Genomic DNA, 15273 nt, shown 5'->3' on the forward strand with positions numbered 1-15273 from the left:
CTCCTTTCTTGTTAATGGATAGAATCAGCAACCAGACTGCTAACTTCCTTGAGCAGCTCCGCGCGATCCAGCGCGCCTTTCTGAATAATTTTCTTAACATAACCATTCAGCCTTGCGCGATCCTCTGCTGTAATCGTTTTTGCCGTTACGACGACAATTGGAATAGTGCGCCACTCTTCTTTCTTCCGCAGCTCGGAGACGAACTGAAAGCCATCCATTTCAGGCATCATCAAATCAAGCAGAATCAGCTTCGGCACTGACTTCTCAACGCTTTTCAAAGCAATGCGCCCATTGCCTGCCTGAGTTGCCGTGTAGCCTTCCTTCTCCAGCAATTTCGTCATCATTGAGCTAGTCGTTGCATCGTCCTCGATAACAAGCACTGCATTCGTACTTCCCTTGGGGATGTACTTGCCCAAGACAGCGACCAATTGCTCACGATGAACGGGCTTCGTCATAAACTCGGAGGCGCCTAGTGCATACCCCATCTTTTTATCATTAGTCAACGATAGGATGATAACTGGAATATCCGACAGCTCCGGATCATTCTTAAGCTCGGTTAATACAGACCATCCATCCATGCTTGGCATTAAAATATCCAGGCATATGACGTTCGGACGCAGCTTCTTGGCTAATTTAAGCCCTTCCTCGCCGCTGCCTGCAACCGCCACCGCCCATCCTTCTTTGCCCAGATAACGTTCGATCAGCTGCTGATTGGCCGGCTCGTCGTCAATTACGAGAATGGTTGCTTTACCTTCCAGCACATCCTTCGGCCGTTCCTGCGATTCCTCTTGAGGCCCATTCTCCTTATCTACATGAACAGGAAGCCAACAAGTAAAGGTACTGCCTTGATCGTATACGCTGTCCACTTCGATTTTCCCGCCTAATATCGTGCAGAAATGCTGACTTATTGTAAGTCCGAGGCCCGTGCCTCCATATTTGCGTGTCGTCGACGAATCTGCTTGAGTAAATGGCAGGAATAGCTTATCGATTTGCTCCGGCGTCATTCCAATCCCTGTATCGGTAACATGGAATGCGAACCCCTGCTGACCTCCCCGTTCTTCCCGAACAACGCTTAACCCAATCGTTCCTTCTTTGGTAAACTTGCTGGCGTTACTCAATAAATTGAATAAGATTTGCCTTAGCTTCGTTACATCCGTATGCATTTCACCTTCGATGTATGTAACCTCAATCCGGTTTTTGTTCGCTTCGACAAGCGGCTGCACCGTTGTGAGCACATCCTGAATTAACTCCGGCACATCGCAAGCCTCGAGGTAAAGATCCATTTTACCGGCCTCAATTTTGGAAATATCCAAGATGTCATTAATGAGTGCAAGTAAATGCTTACCGGCTTTATTAATTTTTTGCAGATCATCTACAAACACTTGCTCGCCCATTTCTTCGGCTTCTTCTTTGAGCATTTCACTGTACCCGATAATCGCGCTCAGCGGTGTTCTCAGCTCGTGGCTCATGTTGGCCAGAAACTGGCTTTTGATCATACTCGCTTCGATTGCTTCATCGCGAGCCTTCGCAAGCTCCGCAGTCCGATCCTTGACCATTTCCTCCAGGTGATCGTTCAATTGCACCAATTCCCGGTTGATATAGAAAATTTCCCGTGTCTTCACCTCGGCAATTTTCTCTGCTTCTTTGCGTGCTGCCTTTTCTCTTTCCAGATGCCTTCGGAGGATGTCCAGTTCAGTCATTACATTCACTCCTGCTTCGTCAGAATAAAGAGTGTAGCTGCGCCGGTACCGTCCGTAAAGTCTTCCCGTTCAATAGCAATATTTTCGTTGTAATGGCTAATAGCTCCGAGAATCAAGCCTTCCGCCAAGTCGGCAAAAGGACGCGAGGAGCGGTATGTCATTTTCAACGTTCCCGGTATCGACGTATCACATTCGAATCCAGGCAGCTCTGCATCCGGATACAATTTGCGTACTTCCACGTGAATATAACCGTCAATTTTTTGTAAAAACTCAAATATCGTAAGCTCCGAATCCACAAATTGCGGGTATAGCTCAACAAGCTGCCCGAACAAATATTCCCCAAAGGTCCGCACCAAATCAGCGACCGGAATGCCTGTCTGTCCGCTCAACTGCACAACCAGTCGAATAATTTCGTTATGATCGTACGTTCCAACCGCTGTGTAGCTGCCACCCGATGGCAAATCAGAGGCTCGGATAATTTGATCCGCAATTTGCAATGAAAACTTGCTTTCCACCATTTCGACAAACGTCGTAAAAACGATCCCCTTCATTAAAAAGCACCATCCCTCGCTTATTTAGGAAACACCCATCTTTTGTACAATGCTTTTGAATGCGTCGACAATCTGTGGATCAAAATGCAAACCTCGCTGTTTATCAATTTCAGAGAGCGCTTCGCTTATAGTCCAAGCTCTTTTATACGGACGTTCATGTGTCAATGCATCGAAGAAATCAGCAAGGGCAACGATACGCGCAACAAAAGGAATTTCATCCCCCTTCAGCCCTTTCGGGTAACCGGTACCGTCCCACTTCTCGTGATGAGACATTGCAATTTCTTCTGCCACCTTCAACACCGGAAACAAGCTTCCTTCCAAAATGCTGGCGCCAATCGAGGTATGTGATTTCATATATTCAAATTCCTCCGGGGTAAACCGGCCTGGCTTCAATAAAATTTCATCGGGTATACCGATCTTGCCCAGGTCATGCAACGGTGCGGCGAGCCGAATCAATTCGACCTCCTGCTTGGAAAGGGCCATGGTTTGAGCAATCATTCCGGCCATTTCTCCAACCCTGTTCGTATGCTGCCCTGTCATATCATCACGGAATTCTGAGGTACGCGCCAGCAGATGCAAAATTTCAAATTGCGCCTTTTCCAGATCGGCCGTTCGTTCCCGTACTCTTTCTTCCAAATGCTCATTTTGGTGCTGAAGCTGCAAATAAAGGTAGCGCGTTTTCAACAAATTATTAATACGCAGAATGACTTCTGCTTTATCAAACGGCTTTGTTAGAAAATCGTTGGCTCCCTCCTGAAGCGCTTTCTTCTTAGCCTCCGGCGTCACATCTGCTGTAAGAACAAGAATCGGCAAATAGCTTCCCTCTTTGTCCAGCTCTCTCAATTGCTTTAACGCCTCGAACCCATCTATGCCCGGCATATGTAAATCTAGCAAAACTATATCTGGAGCAATCTCTTGAAAAAGCGGCACAATTTCCTGTGAATTCATAGTGCTATGTAGGTTAGAAAATCCTGCGCGACGCAAAATTCTATCCAATAAAGTGATGTTATATTCCTGATCGTCTACAATCAGAAATTTGGCGAGTTTTGACCAAGTTCCATCCATATCTCAGTCTCCAATCTATTAAATCATAACTGATAGTTAAATTTTGCTATAGGTTAAGTCCATTGTCAATTATTATCAAAAAAGAGCTTTATCTGCTACAATTATGGAAGTAATAGGCGTATCGGTGAATAAATCGACACAGATAAAGGAGCATTATGAATGAAAACTACTTATCCAAATGCTATTGAGAAAAAAATCAAGGAGCTGGAACAATTAAATCCTCCCTTGACGGCAAGGGAGGATTTATCGAACTATTGGGAGCAAACTCTAAAGCAATTCAGCTCTAAACCATTGAATGATTCCAGAGAGAGGGTTCTTGGACCGCAAGCTTTTGTTGACGCTTACAAAGTGAGCTATGAGGGCTTCGACGATACTCCGATCAAAGGCTGGTTCCTGCTGCCCAAGTTTGTTCCTCAACAGAACTTGCCTTGTGTAGTCATATACCACGGATATACCGGAGGCAGCGGATACCCGGAGGACTACAGCCAATGGCTGCTGATGGGCATGGCCGTATTTGCAGTCGATGTTCGGGGTCAAGGCGGGGAAACAGGCAATCTGCTGCCGCAAAACTACGGTATGACAAAAGGTTGGATGACACAGGGGATTCTGGATAAGGACACCTGCTACTATAAAGCCATTACGATTGACAGCATAAAAGCTGTAGATTGGGTGCATGCTCAGCCGGAGATCGACAGCTCCCGGATTGCCATTGTCGGTGGCAGTCAAGGCGGCGGGTTGGTTCTGATCACAGCCGCTCTGAGTGATAAGCCAGCTCTCGCCATAGCCAATATCCCAAACATGTGCCATATGGATCACGGTTTATTGAATTCCACGGGTTCTCTAACAGAGGCGGCTGCCTTCGTTGCACGTTACCCCGACAAGCTTGAGCAGGTTTTGGAGACACTTAGCTACTTTGACATCCTGAATCTGGGGGAGCGAATCCGCATTCCCGCTATGCTATCTGTCGGTTTGAAGGATACCGTATGTTTGCCCGAAACCGTATTCGCCGCTTACAACCGAATTACCAGTGAGAAAGCTATTCATACCTATCCTTTTACCGGTCATGAGGTTGTTGCTTACCACAATCGACTTATGTTGGACTTTGTATCCGAACGTTTTTCCCTGTCCTAGACAGGCAGCTTCAGCGAAAAATAAATATGCGCTCTATCCAACAGCAAGCTTAAGCACCGGCAGGTCGGGTATCTATCAAGAACCGCTGTGAATCTCCGACTTCGTGTAATAGAGCGCATTGAATATGAAAAATAATATGAAGACTATGCCATTAGGATATACAGCGTGAAGAACCTCCATATTCACATTGGATTTGATACTATCCAGTAAATGTATGATCATAGAACCAACGATCCCTACTATCATCGTAATCGGGATTGGCAGAGCATGTCCAGATAGGAAAGGAAATAGCCCCTTTTTCACATAAAAAAACGCATAACCCTTTAGCAGGATCATGCGCCGCCTCATCATTATGGTACCCAATTAATCTATATAACCTGCGAGTCCCTTTTCCATCAAATAATCCATTTCTGCATCGAGAATCAATTCAACTGTCAGCTCGTCCAATTTGACATCGGACCGGCTCACCACATAATCGACCAGCTCGTCGCTATCGATATCTACCTCGCCTTTGGCATCCGCTTTTGCATTGTTGATAAATGACTCTTCATGCTTTAAAACAAGCAAAATGCTCTTGGCCTCAACATTTGTTCGAGTTGCTATGTATTGGACAAGCTCCTGCTCATTGATTTGTTCACTCATTCGTATTCATCTCCTAGTTGTGATCATACTGCCATTGTAACATAACTTACCGTTAACGTTTCTTTTGCTTTTTTACACTTTTACGGATATGGTTGATAGATCTGATATGATAAAGGATGAGACAGGATTGGAAAATGATAATCAACTGCCCGCATTTATATATACGTATGCATGTCGTGAGGACGAGCTCTCCTTATGTGAATTAGAGACGCGCTCTTTTTTTGGAAAGCAAGCTCAATCCAATCTCTTGAAAAGCACCGTTGAAATAGAGCCTGACCGCAGTCCCTTTATTAAAGAACGGATAGAGGTTCTATACCATGGAGACACCCTGCCGCATATTTTGGAACAAGTATCGCATATACAGCTGCTGGAAGCAACGTTTAAAGTGATTTTCGTCAAAATTAATGATCTAGCTTCGGCTGATAAAATAGAGTATGATGAGCGGCGCGCAATTGAGCGAGAGATTGGCAATTATATTGAAGGGGAAGCCGATATTCATACGCCGGATCAAGTGTTTGGCATAGTCGCTTTGGGTGGGCGCTGGTATTTTGGTAACTATGTGAGAAACAAGGCTGTTTGGCTTCATCACATGAAAAAGCCCCGTAATTACTCCATTGCACTTAGTACGCGTGTCGCCAGAGCCGCTGCCAATATTGCCGTGCCCGATCCATTAGGAATCAAAGCGATTGATCCGTGCTGCGGAATAGGAACCGTGCTGGTAGAGGCACTTTCCATGGGGATTGACATCGTAGGTCGCGATATTAACCCTTTTATAGCCAGCGGGGCGCGGGAGAACATCGCTCATTTCGGATTTGAAGGCAATGTCACTTTGGGCGCCATCTCCGATATTACGGCAAGCTACGATGTAGCCATTGTCGATATGCCCTACAATTTATTTTCTACAACTACTCCCGAGGAGCAATTCTCCATACTTCAGCATGCCCGCCGCATTGCAAGCAAAGTCATCGTTATCACCATTGAATCGATTGATGGAATGATCGCTAACGCCGGACTTACAATTGCAGACCGCTGTGTTGCGAAAAAAGGGGGATTCTCCAGACAAATTCTCGTTTGTACATGATTACGAAATTTAAGCATAAGAGGGCTGCGCGATTATGAACTTTCAACAACTCGTTGCGATGATTCCAATCCTGGAGCAGGTTGATTCCAGCTGTGTGTCTCAAACCATTGAATGTCCCGCTGACTGCCACGTCCTGATCGTTGTCCTACGCGGGCATATTACCATTTCGGCGAAGGAGCAAGCGCCTCTTGTTTTTACACAGGGCTTTGCCTGCCACCCCCAGTATGGTCCCTTCGTCATCCAGGTACCCCGAACGAAAGAAGCCGAGTATGTCGTCATCTCCTATCGTATTCTTCCTGAGGATAGCATCTGGACGCTGCATGGCCCGCTCCGTACCGTCAGCGAAGTAAAGATTAAATACATGCTGGACGAGCTCATCCGTACCATTCATGAAATCCATACCCATTCACCGGAGGAAGAAGCAGCCCAGCAATTCAGAAAACGTTTGATATTGGAAAGAATCCTGTTTATTTATATATATGAAACGCACATGAGACAAGAGGATAAATCCTCTGCCGTCTCCTTGGAAGAATCCCTATCTTATATCAATGAGCATTATATGCTGAAGCTCACTCTCCCTATGCTCGCAGAGCGGGCTGGCATGAGTGTGGGGCATTACACAGTACTGTTCAAAAAACATACCGGCAAAACAATGACCGGTTATTTACGCAGTCTTCGAATTGATAAAGCGAAGGAGATGTTCCTGCAAACCCGCTTGCCTGCCAAGGAAATTGCGCAGAGAGTCGGTTTCGTGGATTATTTTCATTTTAGCCGGATATTTAAACAGGAGGTAGGATCTTCACCCACTGCATTTCATAAAAACTTGCCAAAAATCTAAAAATATAACATGCCTGATCATAAAATTAGATATGGTCTAATGGGACATTTACGTCTAATATCTAATTGAGAATAATTATTATTATCAGGAGGAAACAATAATGCATCAATGGATCAACCGTACACTATGCTTCTCGCTGCTGCTCGTAATTGCTATAAGCCTTGCCGCATGCGGTCAAACGGCCAATAATCAAGCTCCAGCCAACAACGCTTCGGGTCAACAACAGCCTGCAGCTCCTTCACCAAGCGATGGAAAAATCACCGTTGAAGACGCGATGGGGACCGTAACACTGGCTAAAAAGCCGGAACGGGTCGTCACGATGGATTTCAGCTTCACCGATATGCTTGTAACGCTTGGCGTTCAGCCGATTGGGATTGCGGATGACAGCAGCCCTGATCTATTCATGGATTCTGTAAAAAGTCAGTTGAAGGCTTATACTTCCGTCGGGTCCCGCTACGAGCCCAGCATTGAATTAATCAGTTCGTTGAAGCCTGATTTAATTATCGTAGATATTAATAAACATAAAAATGCTTTACCCCAATTGAAGGCTATTGCTCCAATTCTCGTCTTGGATGACTTCCAGGCGGATTACAATCAAATGCTAAAAAATTATATGATCACAGCCAAAGCGGTTGGCAAGGAAGAGGAAGGCAAGAAACGCCTTCAAGAGCATCAAACCAAGATGGATGCGGCCAAGCAGAAAATTAAAAGTGCCAATCTGACCGTTCTGCCGGCGGTAGTTAATCCTAAGGGCTTCTTCGGTCACTCCGACCATTCCTACAGCGGCTCTATGCTGAAAATGCTCGGCTTCACAGACCCTTTGAAAAATGATGCGGCCTATCCGCAGCTGACGCTGGAGCAGCTTGTGGAAACCAATCCGCAGGCACTGTTCCTCATGCCGACGGATAAGGTTACGATTGTGAATCAATGGGAAACCAACCCATTATGGAATAAAATCGATGCGGTAGCTAATAAAAAAGTATATACCGTAGAAAGACGCGATTGGTCGCTTTCCCGTGGAATGCTCGGCTCTGAGAAAATCGCCGATGATATTGTGAAGCAGCTGGGAGAAAAGTAATAATGGATAAGAGCGTTCGACTGGAGAAGCAGAACCGTACCTGGTTTCTGCTCTTCCTTTTTTGTCTTTCATCTCTTTTATTAGCCGTCGGTATCCTCTTCAGCCTAAAGTGGGGGCAGGCTCAGGTTTCCTGGCATACCTTGTTCGAGGCTTTAACCTATCAGGCGCAAGATAAGGTTCATTTGTATATCCAGACGCTGCGTTTGCCGCGCACTTTGGCGGCATGCATCGTTGGGATTCATCTCGCCTTAGCCGGGCTTCTCACACAGCTGACGACGAAGAACCCACTCTCTTCCCCGCATGTTTTCGGGATTAACGCAGGGGCTTCCTTAGCCGTAGTGTTCGGGCTAGTTGCCATAACCGGGCTATCGCTTCTATCGACGATGCTGTTCGCCTTTGTCGGGGCGGCGGCAGGCGCCCTGCTTGTCTGGTCATTAGCCGGATCAGGAGGGGGAAAGCAGTATGTCCGGCTGGCTTTAGCCGGGATAACGGTCCACTTTCTGCTATCCTCCTTAACGGAAGGACTCATTATACTAAATCAGTATTCGACGGACAGCATGATCTTCTGGCTGGTCGGCTCCGTTAATCAGGCGGGATGGCCGGAAGTTCGGATGATATTGCCCTTCTTTATAGGCGGGCTGCTGCTTCTCGGGTTCATGCTCCCATCGTTCAGGCTGCTTCTGATCGATGATGAGATTGCGGCCGGATTAGGCCAACGAGTAGTGCTTGTCAGAGCTGTAGGCATGCTGCTCGTCATCGTTCTGGCCGGCTCCGCAGTTGCCATATGCGGCCCTATCGCCTTCATCTGCTTGATTGTCCCGCATATCGCCCGAGCACTGGTCGGCAATAGGCTGACAATCCTGGCTCCGCTAACTGCGCTGCTTGGCGGTATATTGCTCGTATATGCCGACCTGCTCAGCCGAGTGATCGCCTTTCCCTTCGAATCACCGGTAGGTATCGTGACTTCAGTTATCGGCGGTCCGTTCTTCATTTATTTGGCCCGCAGAAAAGGAGGGGCAAATCGATGAGAAAAGGCATAGCGCTCGGCGCTGCATTGCTTGTTATGATTGTATTAGCCGCTGTATCGGTAAGTGTAGGAACCGTATCCGTCCCGTTCCGGGATATCGGGGTGAGCTTGCTGGATGAAAATAGCCCCGCCTATTTCATTGTCCATCAAATTCGTCTGCCGCGAGTTCTCGTTGGGATATTGGCGGGGTTCGGTTTAGCCGTTGCCGGTGTCATTCTGCAAAGTATCGTGCGCAACCCGTTGGCAAGCCCTGATGTTATTGGCATCACCAAAGGAGCCGGGTTAGCCGCGGCTGCCGTTATCTTCTTATTTCCCAAAGCTCCCGGCTACATAATTCCAGCCGCCGCTTTCGCAGGCGCCGTTGGAGCCTTCTTTATATTAATGCTGCTCAGCCGGAGGCTGACCTTAAGCCCTGCATCCCTTGCTCTGGTCGGCGTTGCGATGGGGGCGGTTCTGCAAGCCGGCACCCAATACCTGATTGTTACGCATCCGACCAATATTAACATGGCGCTGCTGTGGCTCGCGGGCAGCTTGTGGAGCAGAGGCTGGAATGAGGTGATCTCCCTCCTGCCATGGATTGTCCTGCTCCTTCCACTCGCTTGGGGGAGCTATGCGAAGCTGAATGTTTTCCAGCTCGGGGATGAGTCGAGCATCTCACTTGGGCTGAACCTCCTGCGCGAGCGCTTCTGGCTGCTCCTGCTGGCTGTAGCTCTTGCCGGCATCTCCGTGTCGGCGGTCGGAGCCATCGGCTTCATCGGGCTAATCGCGCCTCACATGGCTCGGAGCATCGTTGGCGGTAGGCACCAGTGGCTGATTCCACTGGCCGCGCTCATCGGAGCTGACCTCATGCTTCTTGGCGATTGCCTTGGCCGCATCATTATTATCCCGCGAGAGGTGCCTGTAGGCATTATGACGGCCATCATCGGCGCTCCCTACTTCGTCTATTTATTGCGCAAGGAGCATGCTCGTAAACTCCGATGATCCTGCTATCCGTTAAACCTGTCATAACATAGCACAGATTGACAGGCTTTCACGACAATAAAGTGATAAGATCATCTTAACAAAGGAGGTGACGAGGTTGGAATGGCTTTTGAGGATGAAGGATGCTCTTGAACTGATCGAGCGGAACATGGAAGAACAGCTGGGTATCGAAGAAATAGCCAAAGCAGCGTGTTCATCCCCGTTTCATTTTCAACGAATGTTCCATATGTTGACCGGCATCACAGTAGCTGAGTATATTCGAAAACGCAAATTAACACTGGCAGCTCAGGAATTGGCCATATCTTCTACAAAAGTGCTTGATGTAGCGCTTAAGTATGGCTATGACTCCCCTGAATCCTTCTCCAAAGCCTTCCGTAAAGCGCATGGGATTACACCTTCGGCTGCGCGCGAGCCCGGGGTTAAGCTCAAAGCCTTCCCTCGCATCTCCTTCCATCTATCACTGAAGGGAGATAAGGAAATGGATTACACAATCATAGAGAAAGCTTCTTTCTCAATTATCGGCAAGTCTATTCAAGTATCTACCAGAGACGGAGAAAACCTTCGGAGGATTCCAAAATTTTGGCAAGAGTGCTTCGAGGATGGTACCTTTGCTAAGCTAAGCTCTATTGGGATTAACGGAAATCTGCTTGGAATCTGCCTGGATATGGAGCATGACAAGGAGCAATTTAGCTATATCATCGCCGTGGAGGGAAAAGCCGGGGCTGAGGCGGACGAGTTCACAACCAGACACATTTCTGACGCTACTTGGGCGGTGTTTAACTCGAATGGAGCATTACCTGGGGCTATTCAGAAAGTTTGGAAGAAGGTTTTCCAAGAATGGTTCCCCTCAACAGGCTACGAGCATGCGGGTGGACCGGAGCTGGAGGTATATCCGGCAGGAGACACGACTTCAGAGGATTACCAGTGTGAAGTATGGGTTCCCATTGTAAAGAAATAGAAAGACCACGGCCGACTGCAATCAGTCGGTCTAATTGTTTAACAATGTGGAGCAGAGAAGGCAACAAGTGCAGCCTCTACTGCCCATAAGATGTTCTGGAGCTAACGAATTTATTTAATACCCGACGTTGCGATACCCTCAACAATATACCTTTGGAAAAATAAAAAGATAAAGAAAACCGGTATAATGGACAGCACGGACATGGCAAAAAGCGAACCTAGCGCCGCCTCTCCACCTGCATCGGTAAACATCCGAAGCGCAAGCGTAACCGTGTAATTTTTGACGCTGCTGAGGTAAAGCAATTGGCTGAAGAAGTCGTTCCAAGTCCAAATAAATGTAAAAATGGTTGTGGTAACGATGGAAGGCGTTGTCAGCGGCAAAATAATCCGCGTATAAATACTAATCGGCCCGCATCCGTCCACGGTTGCCGCTTTATCCAGCTCTCGAGGCAGAGAACGGATAAATTGGATGGTCAGATATACGAAGAAGCCTTCAACAGCAAAAAATTTCGGCACTACAATGGGCAGTATAGTATTAACCCACTCCAATTTATTGAAGATAATGTATTGCGGAACAATCAGCACATGCATCGGAATCATCATCGTCATCAGCATCAGGGCGAACATCAGCTTTTTCCCCTTAAACTCCAGACGTGCAAAAGCATATGCGGCAAGTGAGCAGGACACGATATTGCCAATAACGGCCAGCGCCACCATAAGCAAAGAATTTGCATAGAAGGTACTGAACGTTGTACCCGATGTACCGGCCCATCCTTTTATATAATTAGAGAATGTAAGGTTCCTCGGCCAAAGGCTGTTATCTGTAAGTATAGTTTCCGTAGGTTTAAATGAACTGATGATCATCCATAGTACCGGGTACAGCATAATGATAAACCCTGCGATGATGAGTATGTGAAGCAGCGATTTTTGAACACTAGCCTTCATTGCCATTTTTATGTGTCACCCCTAATCCCCGTAATGAACCCATTTTTTCGAAGTCATAAAGATCAGTCCTGTAAAACAAGCGATGATGACGAGAAGTGCCCATGCCATGGCGGAGGCATAACCCATCTGAAAATTACCGAAGCCATTCTGGTACAAGTAGAGTGTATAGAACAAGGTAGAATTAACAGGGCCGCCCGTACCGTTACTAATAATGTAGGCCGGCGTAAACGCTTGAAATGAACTGATGATCTGCATGATCGCATTAAACAATACAATTGGGGACAAGATCGGCAATGTAACATGAAAGAATTGTTTCCACTTGCCTGCGCCGTCCAGCGAAGATGCTTCATAGTAATCGGGAGGAATTTGCTTAAGCCCGGCTAGAAAGATGACCATCGGCGAACCAAACTGCCAAACCTTCAGAAAAATAATGGACCAGATTGCGTAATCAGGGTTGCCTACCCAGCTCGGCATATCAATACCGACCAAGCCCAAAACTTGATTGACAATGCCGTGCTCCCCGAATACTTGCTGCCATAAAATAGCAATAGCCACACTTCCCCCGATCAGAGAAGGGACATAATAAACAGCCCGGTAGAACCCTAATGCCCGTATCCCCTTGTTCAACAGCAGCGCCAAAAATAGAGCAAAAGCTAACTCCAGCGGTACTGCGACAAGAACGTAAGTTATCGTTACCTTCAGTGCCTGCAAATATTGCGGATCGCTGCCAAACATCGTTACATAGTTTTTTAAGCCAATCCACTTGGGTGAAGATACGAAGTTATAGTTCGTAAACGAAAGATACAACGAGCTGAAAATTGGGATGGTATTGAACACCAAAAGTCCGATCAACCAAGGCGCGAGAAAGAGGTATGGGATGAGCCATAACCATCGTTTGCGGTTAGAAAATATCGACATGGCCTGAAATCTCCTCTGTGTAGGGACAAGAGCTCAAGTGTACCTGTTACCTCTCGAACTCTTGTCCTATTAAATAATAAATGACTTATCGACTCAAAATTTGATTCGCCTGTGCAAAAAACTCGTCAACCGCTTGGGGAATAGTCTTCTTGCCGAACGCTATAGCTTCGTTATTAGAAAGCAGCAGCTTCTGAACCGATGTGCTGCCTCCCGGCATGGTTGGATACGGCTTTGTGGAAGGCATCATTTCATTTACGAATGCGTATTCCTTCTCTTCCGGCTTGCCCAGCAATGGTTTGATCACCTCTTGCATTTTTTTCGAAGCCTGCGGGCCATGCTCTCCTAAAAAGATTTTGGCTGCATCCGGATCGTTAACGACAAAGTTAATCAGCATGGCCGCTTCCTTCGGATGTGCTGTTTTTTCATACATACCCAGTGAAGCTACGATCAGAGGGATTTTCTTATCGCCCTTCGGATCCATGGGATAGCTAACGATGCCCAGCTCGTCTTTGGCGCTGCCTTGATAGATTTTTAACTGATTGGAGCTTTTGGTAATCATCGCTACCTTGCCACGCGCAAGCATCGACTGCTCCTGCGTTTTATCTCCTTGCTCGGACTGGATTGCCGGAGGTGGAGTCAGCCCGTCTTTACGCATTTGATCCCAAAACGCAAACCAGTCTGTCAAATCCTTCTTATCCATACCAAGACCATTCTCTGTAAATACCGACTTGCCTCTCTGCTGTACGAACAGCTCCAGAACTCGGTATACGCCGCCCTCATCCTCGCTTGCCCAAGCCTCTTTGCCTAGCGATTTCTGGAGTGCTTTCGCTGCAGCAACGTATTCGTCCCAATTCCAATTATTCTTAGGAAGCTCCAGGCCCGCTTTTTTGAACATAGCTGTATTATAGATAACTCCATTAATGTTGTGCCCGAGACTGATCGCATACAGCTTATCGTTTACCTTACCCCCGCCTACATCAATTGGATCGAAATCCTTCACATTTAAATCTCCAGATGCCACTAATGGGTCCATATTGAACATCATATTCCGTTTTACAAAGTCAAATTGAAAAAAGCTGCTCGTCTGCATCACATCAGGGGCATTGCCTCCCGCCGCTTGCGTCGTAAATTTCTCCGCGTACTGATTCTCCGTCGTAAATTCACGGGAGACTTTGATGTTCGGATTTTTTTGCTCAAACAAGTCGAACAGCTTATTCATCTTGTCATGGCGTGCCTGACCGCCCCACCAAGCTACACGCAGCTCCACCTTCTTGCCGTTAACTGCCTTGTCCGTGCCCTTGTTCGCATCAGTCCCGCTCTTCGTATCGTTGGCACTGCAAGCAGTTAACCCCAAAGCCAGCATCATGGAAATGACCGGAAAAACGATTTTTTTAGAATTCAATTGACTTCCCCTCCTATGAGTAGATGATCTTGAAAACGGTCTACTTGCGATCTGTAAGGAAACGATGGCTGGGCACCGAACTTGGTAACGGATAATGCTGCTACTTTTTGAGCAAAGGATATGGCTGCCTCCAGCGAGCCACCTTCGGCAAGATAGACGCCGAGCCCTGCGTTGAAGGAATCTCCGGCTCCAGTAGTGTCTACGACTTTGACTGTATGCGCTTTCAGTCGTCCTGCAGATCCCCCGTCCGAGTATGCAACCCCTTCGCCCCCAAGCGTCATAACGACGTTTTGGACGCCTTTATTTCGGAGAAAAGAAATAATGTCCTCTTCACGGATATCTCCTTCCGCCTGCCCTGTGACAATAATCCTTCCTTCCGTTTCATTCGGTGTCAAGATATCGATTTGACTAAGAAGAGTCTCTGATAACTGCCTTGCCGGGGCGGGATTCAAAATAACGGTAACCTGATGCTTCTTTGCCATTGCAACAGCCTCCTCGACTACCTCCAATGGAATTTCCAGTTGGATTAAGACCAGGTCTGCTTCACGAATGATCATCTCAGCTTGCTTAATATGGGCAATTGTCATTGTATCGTTGGCTCCAGGGGAAACTACGATGCTGTTCTCACCCCTTTCACTAACTGTAATCATAGCCACTCCACTGGAAGCATCCGGTACTGTTGTTACATAATCGGTATTAATATTTCCGACACGCAAATGTTCTCGAAGCTCTCGGCCAAACCCATCATCACCGATACAGCCAACCATGTGTACCTGTGCCCCAAGCCGGCTTGCAGCCACAGCCTGGTTTGCTCCTTTACCGCCGGGCATTGCAGTAAACTTACCGCCTATTATCGTCTCCCCTTCAAGCACAACTCTCGGAGCCACGACGACAAGATCCATATTCAGACTTCCGATCACCACAATTTTCACTTTTTGTACCAAGTTAACCCTCCCA

Annotated in this window: 16 protein-coding genes; 7 read left to right on the forward strand and 9 right to left on the reverse strand. The window is 47.2% G+C overall.

The window, feature by feature from the left end; translation table 11 throughout:
* Positions 1-11: 11 nt before the first annotated feature.
* Genes ACFQ0C_RS35950 through ACFQ0C_RS35960 form a run of 3 tightly spaced genes read right to left on the reverse strand, consistent with a single transcriptional unit; the run spans position 12 to position 3316 of the window.
* Positions 12-1700 carry a response regulator gene (locus ACFQ0C_RS35950; protein ID WP_379374311.1) on the reverse strand — a complete coding sequence of 563 codons (1689 nt, stop codon included), beginning with the start codon at positions 1698-1700 and terminating at the stop codon, positions 12-14.
* A 5-nt stretch (positions 1701-1705) separates the two neighbouring features.
* Complete coding sequence (locus tag ACFQ0C_RS35955; RefSeq protein ID WP_379374313.1) at positions 1706-2251, reverse strand: heme NO-binding domain-containing protein; 546 nt, start codon at positions 2249-2251, stop codon at positions 1706-1708.
* A 24-nt stretch (positions 2252-2275) separates the two neighbouring features.
* Positions 2276-3316 (reverse strand): HD domain-containing phosphohydrolase, encoded by a 1041-nt coding sequence (locus ACFQ0C_RS35960; protein ID WP_379374315.1) that lies wholly within the window; start codon positions 3314-3316, stop codon positions 2276-2278.
* A gap of 159 nt (positions 3317-3475) precedes the next feature.
* On the opposite strand from ACFQ0C_RS35960, the gene ACFQ0C_RS35965 reads away from it, so the two are divergent.
* Positions 3476-4447 carry an acetylxylan esterase gene (locus ACFQ0C_RS35965; protein WP_379374317.1) on the forward strand — a complete coding sequence of 324 codons (972 nt, stop codon included), beginning with the start codon at positions 3476-3478 and terminating at the stop codon, positions 4445-4447.
* A 75-nt stretch (positions 4448-4522) separates the two neighbouring features.
* Here ACFQ0C_RS35965 and ACFQ0C_RS35970 read toward each other — a convergent pair whose 3' ends face one another.
* Together ACFQ0C_RS35970 and ACFQ0C_RS35975 are read right to left on the reverse strand one after the other, a co-directional pair.
* Complete coding sequence (locus ACFQ0C_RS35970; protein ID WP_379374319.1) at positions 4523-4783, reverse strand: hypothetical protein; 261 nt, start codon at positions 4781-4783, stop codon at positions 4523-4525.
* A 27-nt stretch (positions 4784-4810) separates the two neighbouring features.
* Positions 4811-5089: a hypothetical protein gene (locus ACFQ0C_RS35975; RefSeq protein ID WP_379374321.1), complete on the reverse strand. Its 279-nt coding sequence runs from the start codon at positions 5087-5089 to the stop codon at positions 4811-4813.
* 106 nt (positions 5090-5195) lie between these two features.
* Between ACFQ0C_RS35975 and ACFQ0C_RS35980 the strand changes: the two genes are divergently transcribed.
* From ACFQ0C_RS35980 to ACFQ0C_RS36005, 6 genes are all read left to right on the forward strand, one after another.
* Positions 5196-6170 (forward strand): TRM11 family SAM-dependent methyltransferase, encoded by a 975-nt coding sequence (locus tag ACFQ0C_RS35980; RefSeq protein WP_379374323.1) that lies wholly within the window; start codon positions 5196-5198, stop codon positions 6168-6170.
* A gap of 34 nt (positions 6171-6204) precedes the next feature.
* Complete coding sequence (locus ACFQ0C_RS35985) at positions 6205-7008, forward strand: AraC family transcriptional regulator (RefSeq protein WP_379374325.1); 804 nt, start codon at positions 6205-6207, stop codon at positions 7006-7008.
* A 100-nt stretch (positions 7009-7108) separates the two neighbouring features.
* Positions 7109-8086 carry an ABC transporter substrate-binding protein gene (locus ACFQ0C_RS35990; RefSeq protein WP_379374327.1) on the forward strand — a complete coding sequence of 326 codons (978 nt, stop codon included), beginning with the start codon at positions 7109-7111 and terminating at the stop codon, positions 8084-8086.
* Between the two features lie 2 nt (positions 8087-8088).
* Positions 8089-9114: a FecCD family ABC transporter permease gene (locus tag ACFQ0C_RS35995; protein ID WP_379374329.1), complete on the forward strand. Its 1026-nt coding sequence runs from the start codon at positions 8089-8091 to the stop codon at positions 9112-9114.
* Positions 9111-10094, forward strand: a complete 984-nt coding sequence (locus tag ACFQ0C_RS36000) for a FecCD family ABC transporter permease (RefSeq protein WP_379374331.1) — start codon at positions 9111-9113, stop codon at positions 10092-10094. Before ACFQ0C_RS35995 ends, ACFQ0C_RS36000 begins: the two co-directional genes overlap by 4 nt.
* A gap of 97 nt (positions 10095-10191) precedes the next feature.
* Entirely contained in the window at positions 10192-11052 is an 861-nt protein-coding gene (locus ACFQ0C_RS36005) for an AraC family transcriptional regulator (RefSeq protein ID WP_379374333.1), read from the forward strand.
* Positions 11053-11162: 110 nt separating this feature from the next.
* On the opposite strand, the gene ACFQ0C_RS36010 is transcribed toward ACFQ0C_RS36005, so the two are convergent.
* The 4 genes from ACFQ0C_RS36010 to rbsK form a co-directional block, all read right to left on the reverse strand.
* Positions 11163-12002, reverse strand: coding sequence for a carbohydrate ABC transporter permease (locus ACFQ0C_RS36010; protein ID WP_379374335.1), 840 nt, complete (start codon positions 12000-12002; stop codon positions 11163-11165).
* Between the two features lie 15 nt (positions 12003-12017).
* A complete protein-coding gene (locus tag ACFQ0C_RS36015; RefSeq protein ID WP_379374337.1) occupies positions 12018-12914 on the reverse strand; it encodes a carbohydrate ABC transporter permease in 897 nt (298 codons plus the stop codon).
* An 85-nt stretch (positions 12915-12999) separates the two neighbouring features.
* The gene (locus tag ACFQ0C_RS36020; RefSeq protein WP_379374339.1) at positions 13000-14316 is read right to left on the reverse strand and encodes an ABC transporter substrate-binding protein; all 1317 of its coding nucleotides are present in this window, start codon (positions 14314-14316) and stop codon (positions 13000-13002) included.
* Complete coding sequence (gene rbsK / locus ACFQ0C_RS36025; protein WP_379374341.1) at positions 14313-15260, reverse strand: ribokinase; 948 nt, start codon at positions 15258-15260, stop codon at positions 14313-14315. The genes ACFQ0C_RS36020 and rbsK overlap by 4 nt, the downstream gene beginning before the upstream one ends.
* Positions 15261-15273 lie beyond the last annotated feature (13 nt).

This window comes from Paenibacillus sp. GCM10027630, assembly GCF_042676305.1.
In the GTDB taxonomy this organism is placed as follows: domain Bacteria; phylum Bacillota; class Bacilli; order Paenibacillales; family NBRC-103111; genus Paenibacillus_S.

What these genes read in the sequence shown, in the direction of transcription:
- ACFQ0C_RS35990 (WP_379374327.1), top strand. Translation starts at nt 7,109, where the DNA reads ATGCATCAATGGATCAACCGTACACTATGCTTCTCGCTGCTGCTCGTA.
- ACFQ0C_RS35995 (WP_379374329.1), top strand. Translation starts at nt 8,089, where the DNA reads ATGGATAAGAGCGTTCGACTGGAGAAGCAGAACCGTACCTGGTTTCTG.
- ACFQ0C_RS35955 (WP_379374313.1), bottom strand. Translation starts at nt 2,251, where the DNA reads ATGAAGGGGATCGTTTTTACGACGTTTGTCGAAATGGTGGAAAGCAAG.
- ACFQ0C_RS35975 (WP_379374321.1), bottom strand. Translation starts at nt 5,089, where the DNA reads ATGAGTGAACAAATCAATGAGCAGGAGCTTGTCCAATACATAGCAACT.
- ACFQ0C_RS35950 (WP_379374311.1), bottom strand. Translation starts at nt 1,700, where the DNA reads ATGACTGAACTGGACATCCTCCGAAGGCATCTGGAAAGAGAAAAGGCA.
- ACFQ0C_RS36000 (WP_379374331.1), top strand. Translation starts at nt 9,111, where the DNA reads ATGAGAAAAGGCATAGCGCTCGGCGCTGCATTGCTTGTTATGATTGTA.
- ACFQ0C_RS35970 (WP_379374319.1), bottom strand. Translation starts at nt 4,783, where the DNA reads ATGATCCTGCTAAAGGGTTATGCGTTTTTTTATGTGAAAAAGGGGCTA.
- ACFQ0C_RS36010 (WP_379374335.1), bottom strand. Translation starts at nt 12,002, where the DNA reads ATGGCAATGAAGGCTAGTGTTCAAAAATCGCTGCTTCACATACTCATC.
- ACFQ0C_RS36015 (WP_379374337.1), bottom strand. Translation starts at nt 12,914, where the DNA reads ATGTCGATATTTTCTAACCGCAAACGATGGTTATGGCTCATCCCATAC.
- ACFQ0C_RS35965 (WP_379374317.1), top strand. Translation starts at nt 3,476, where the DNA reads ATGAAAACTACTTATCCAAATGCTATTGAGAAAAAAATCAAGGAGCTG.
- ACFQ0C_RS35960 (WP_379374315.1), bottom strand. Translation starts at nt 3,316, where the DNA reads ATGGATGGAACTTGGTCAAAACTCGCCAAATTTCTGATTGTAGACGAT.
- ACFQ0C_RS35980 (WP_379374323.1), top strand. Translation starts at nt 5,196, where the DNA reads ATGATAAAGGATGAGACAGGATTGGAAAATGATAATCAACTGCCCGCA.
- ACFQ0C_RS35985 (WP_379374325.1), top strand. Translation starts at nt 6,205, where the DNA reads ATGAACTTTCAACAACTCGTTGCGATGATTCCAATCCTGGAGCAGGTT.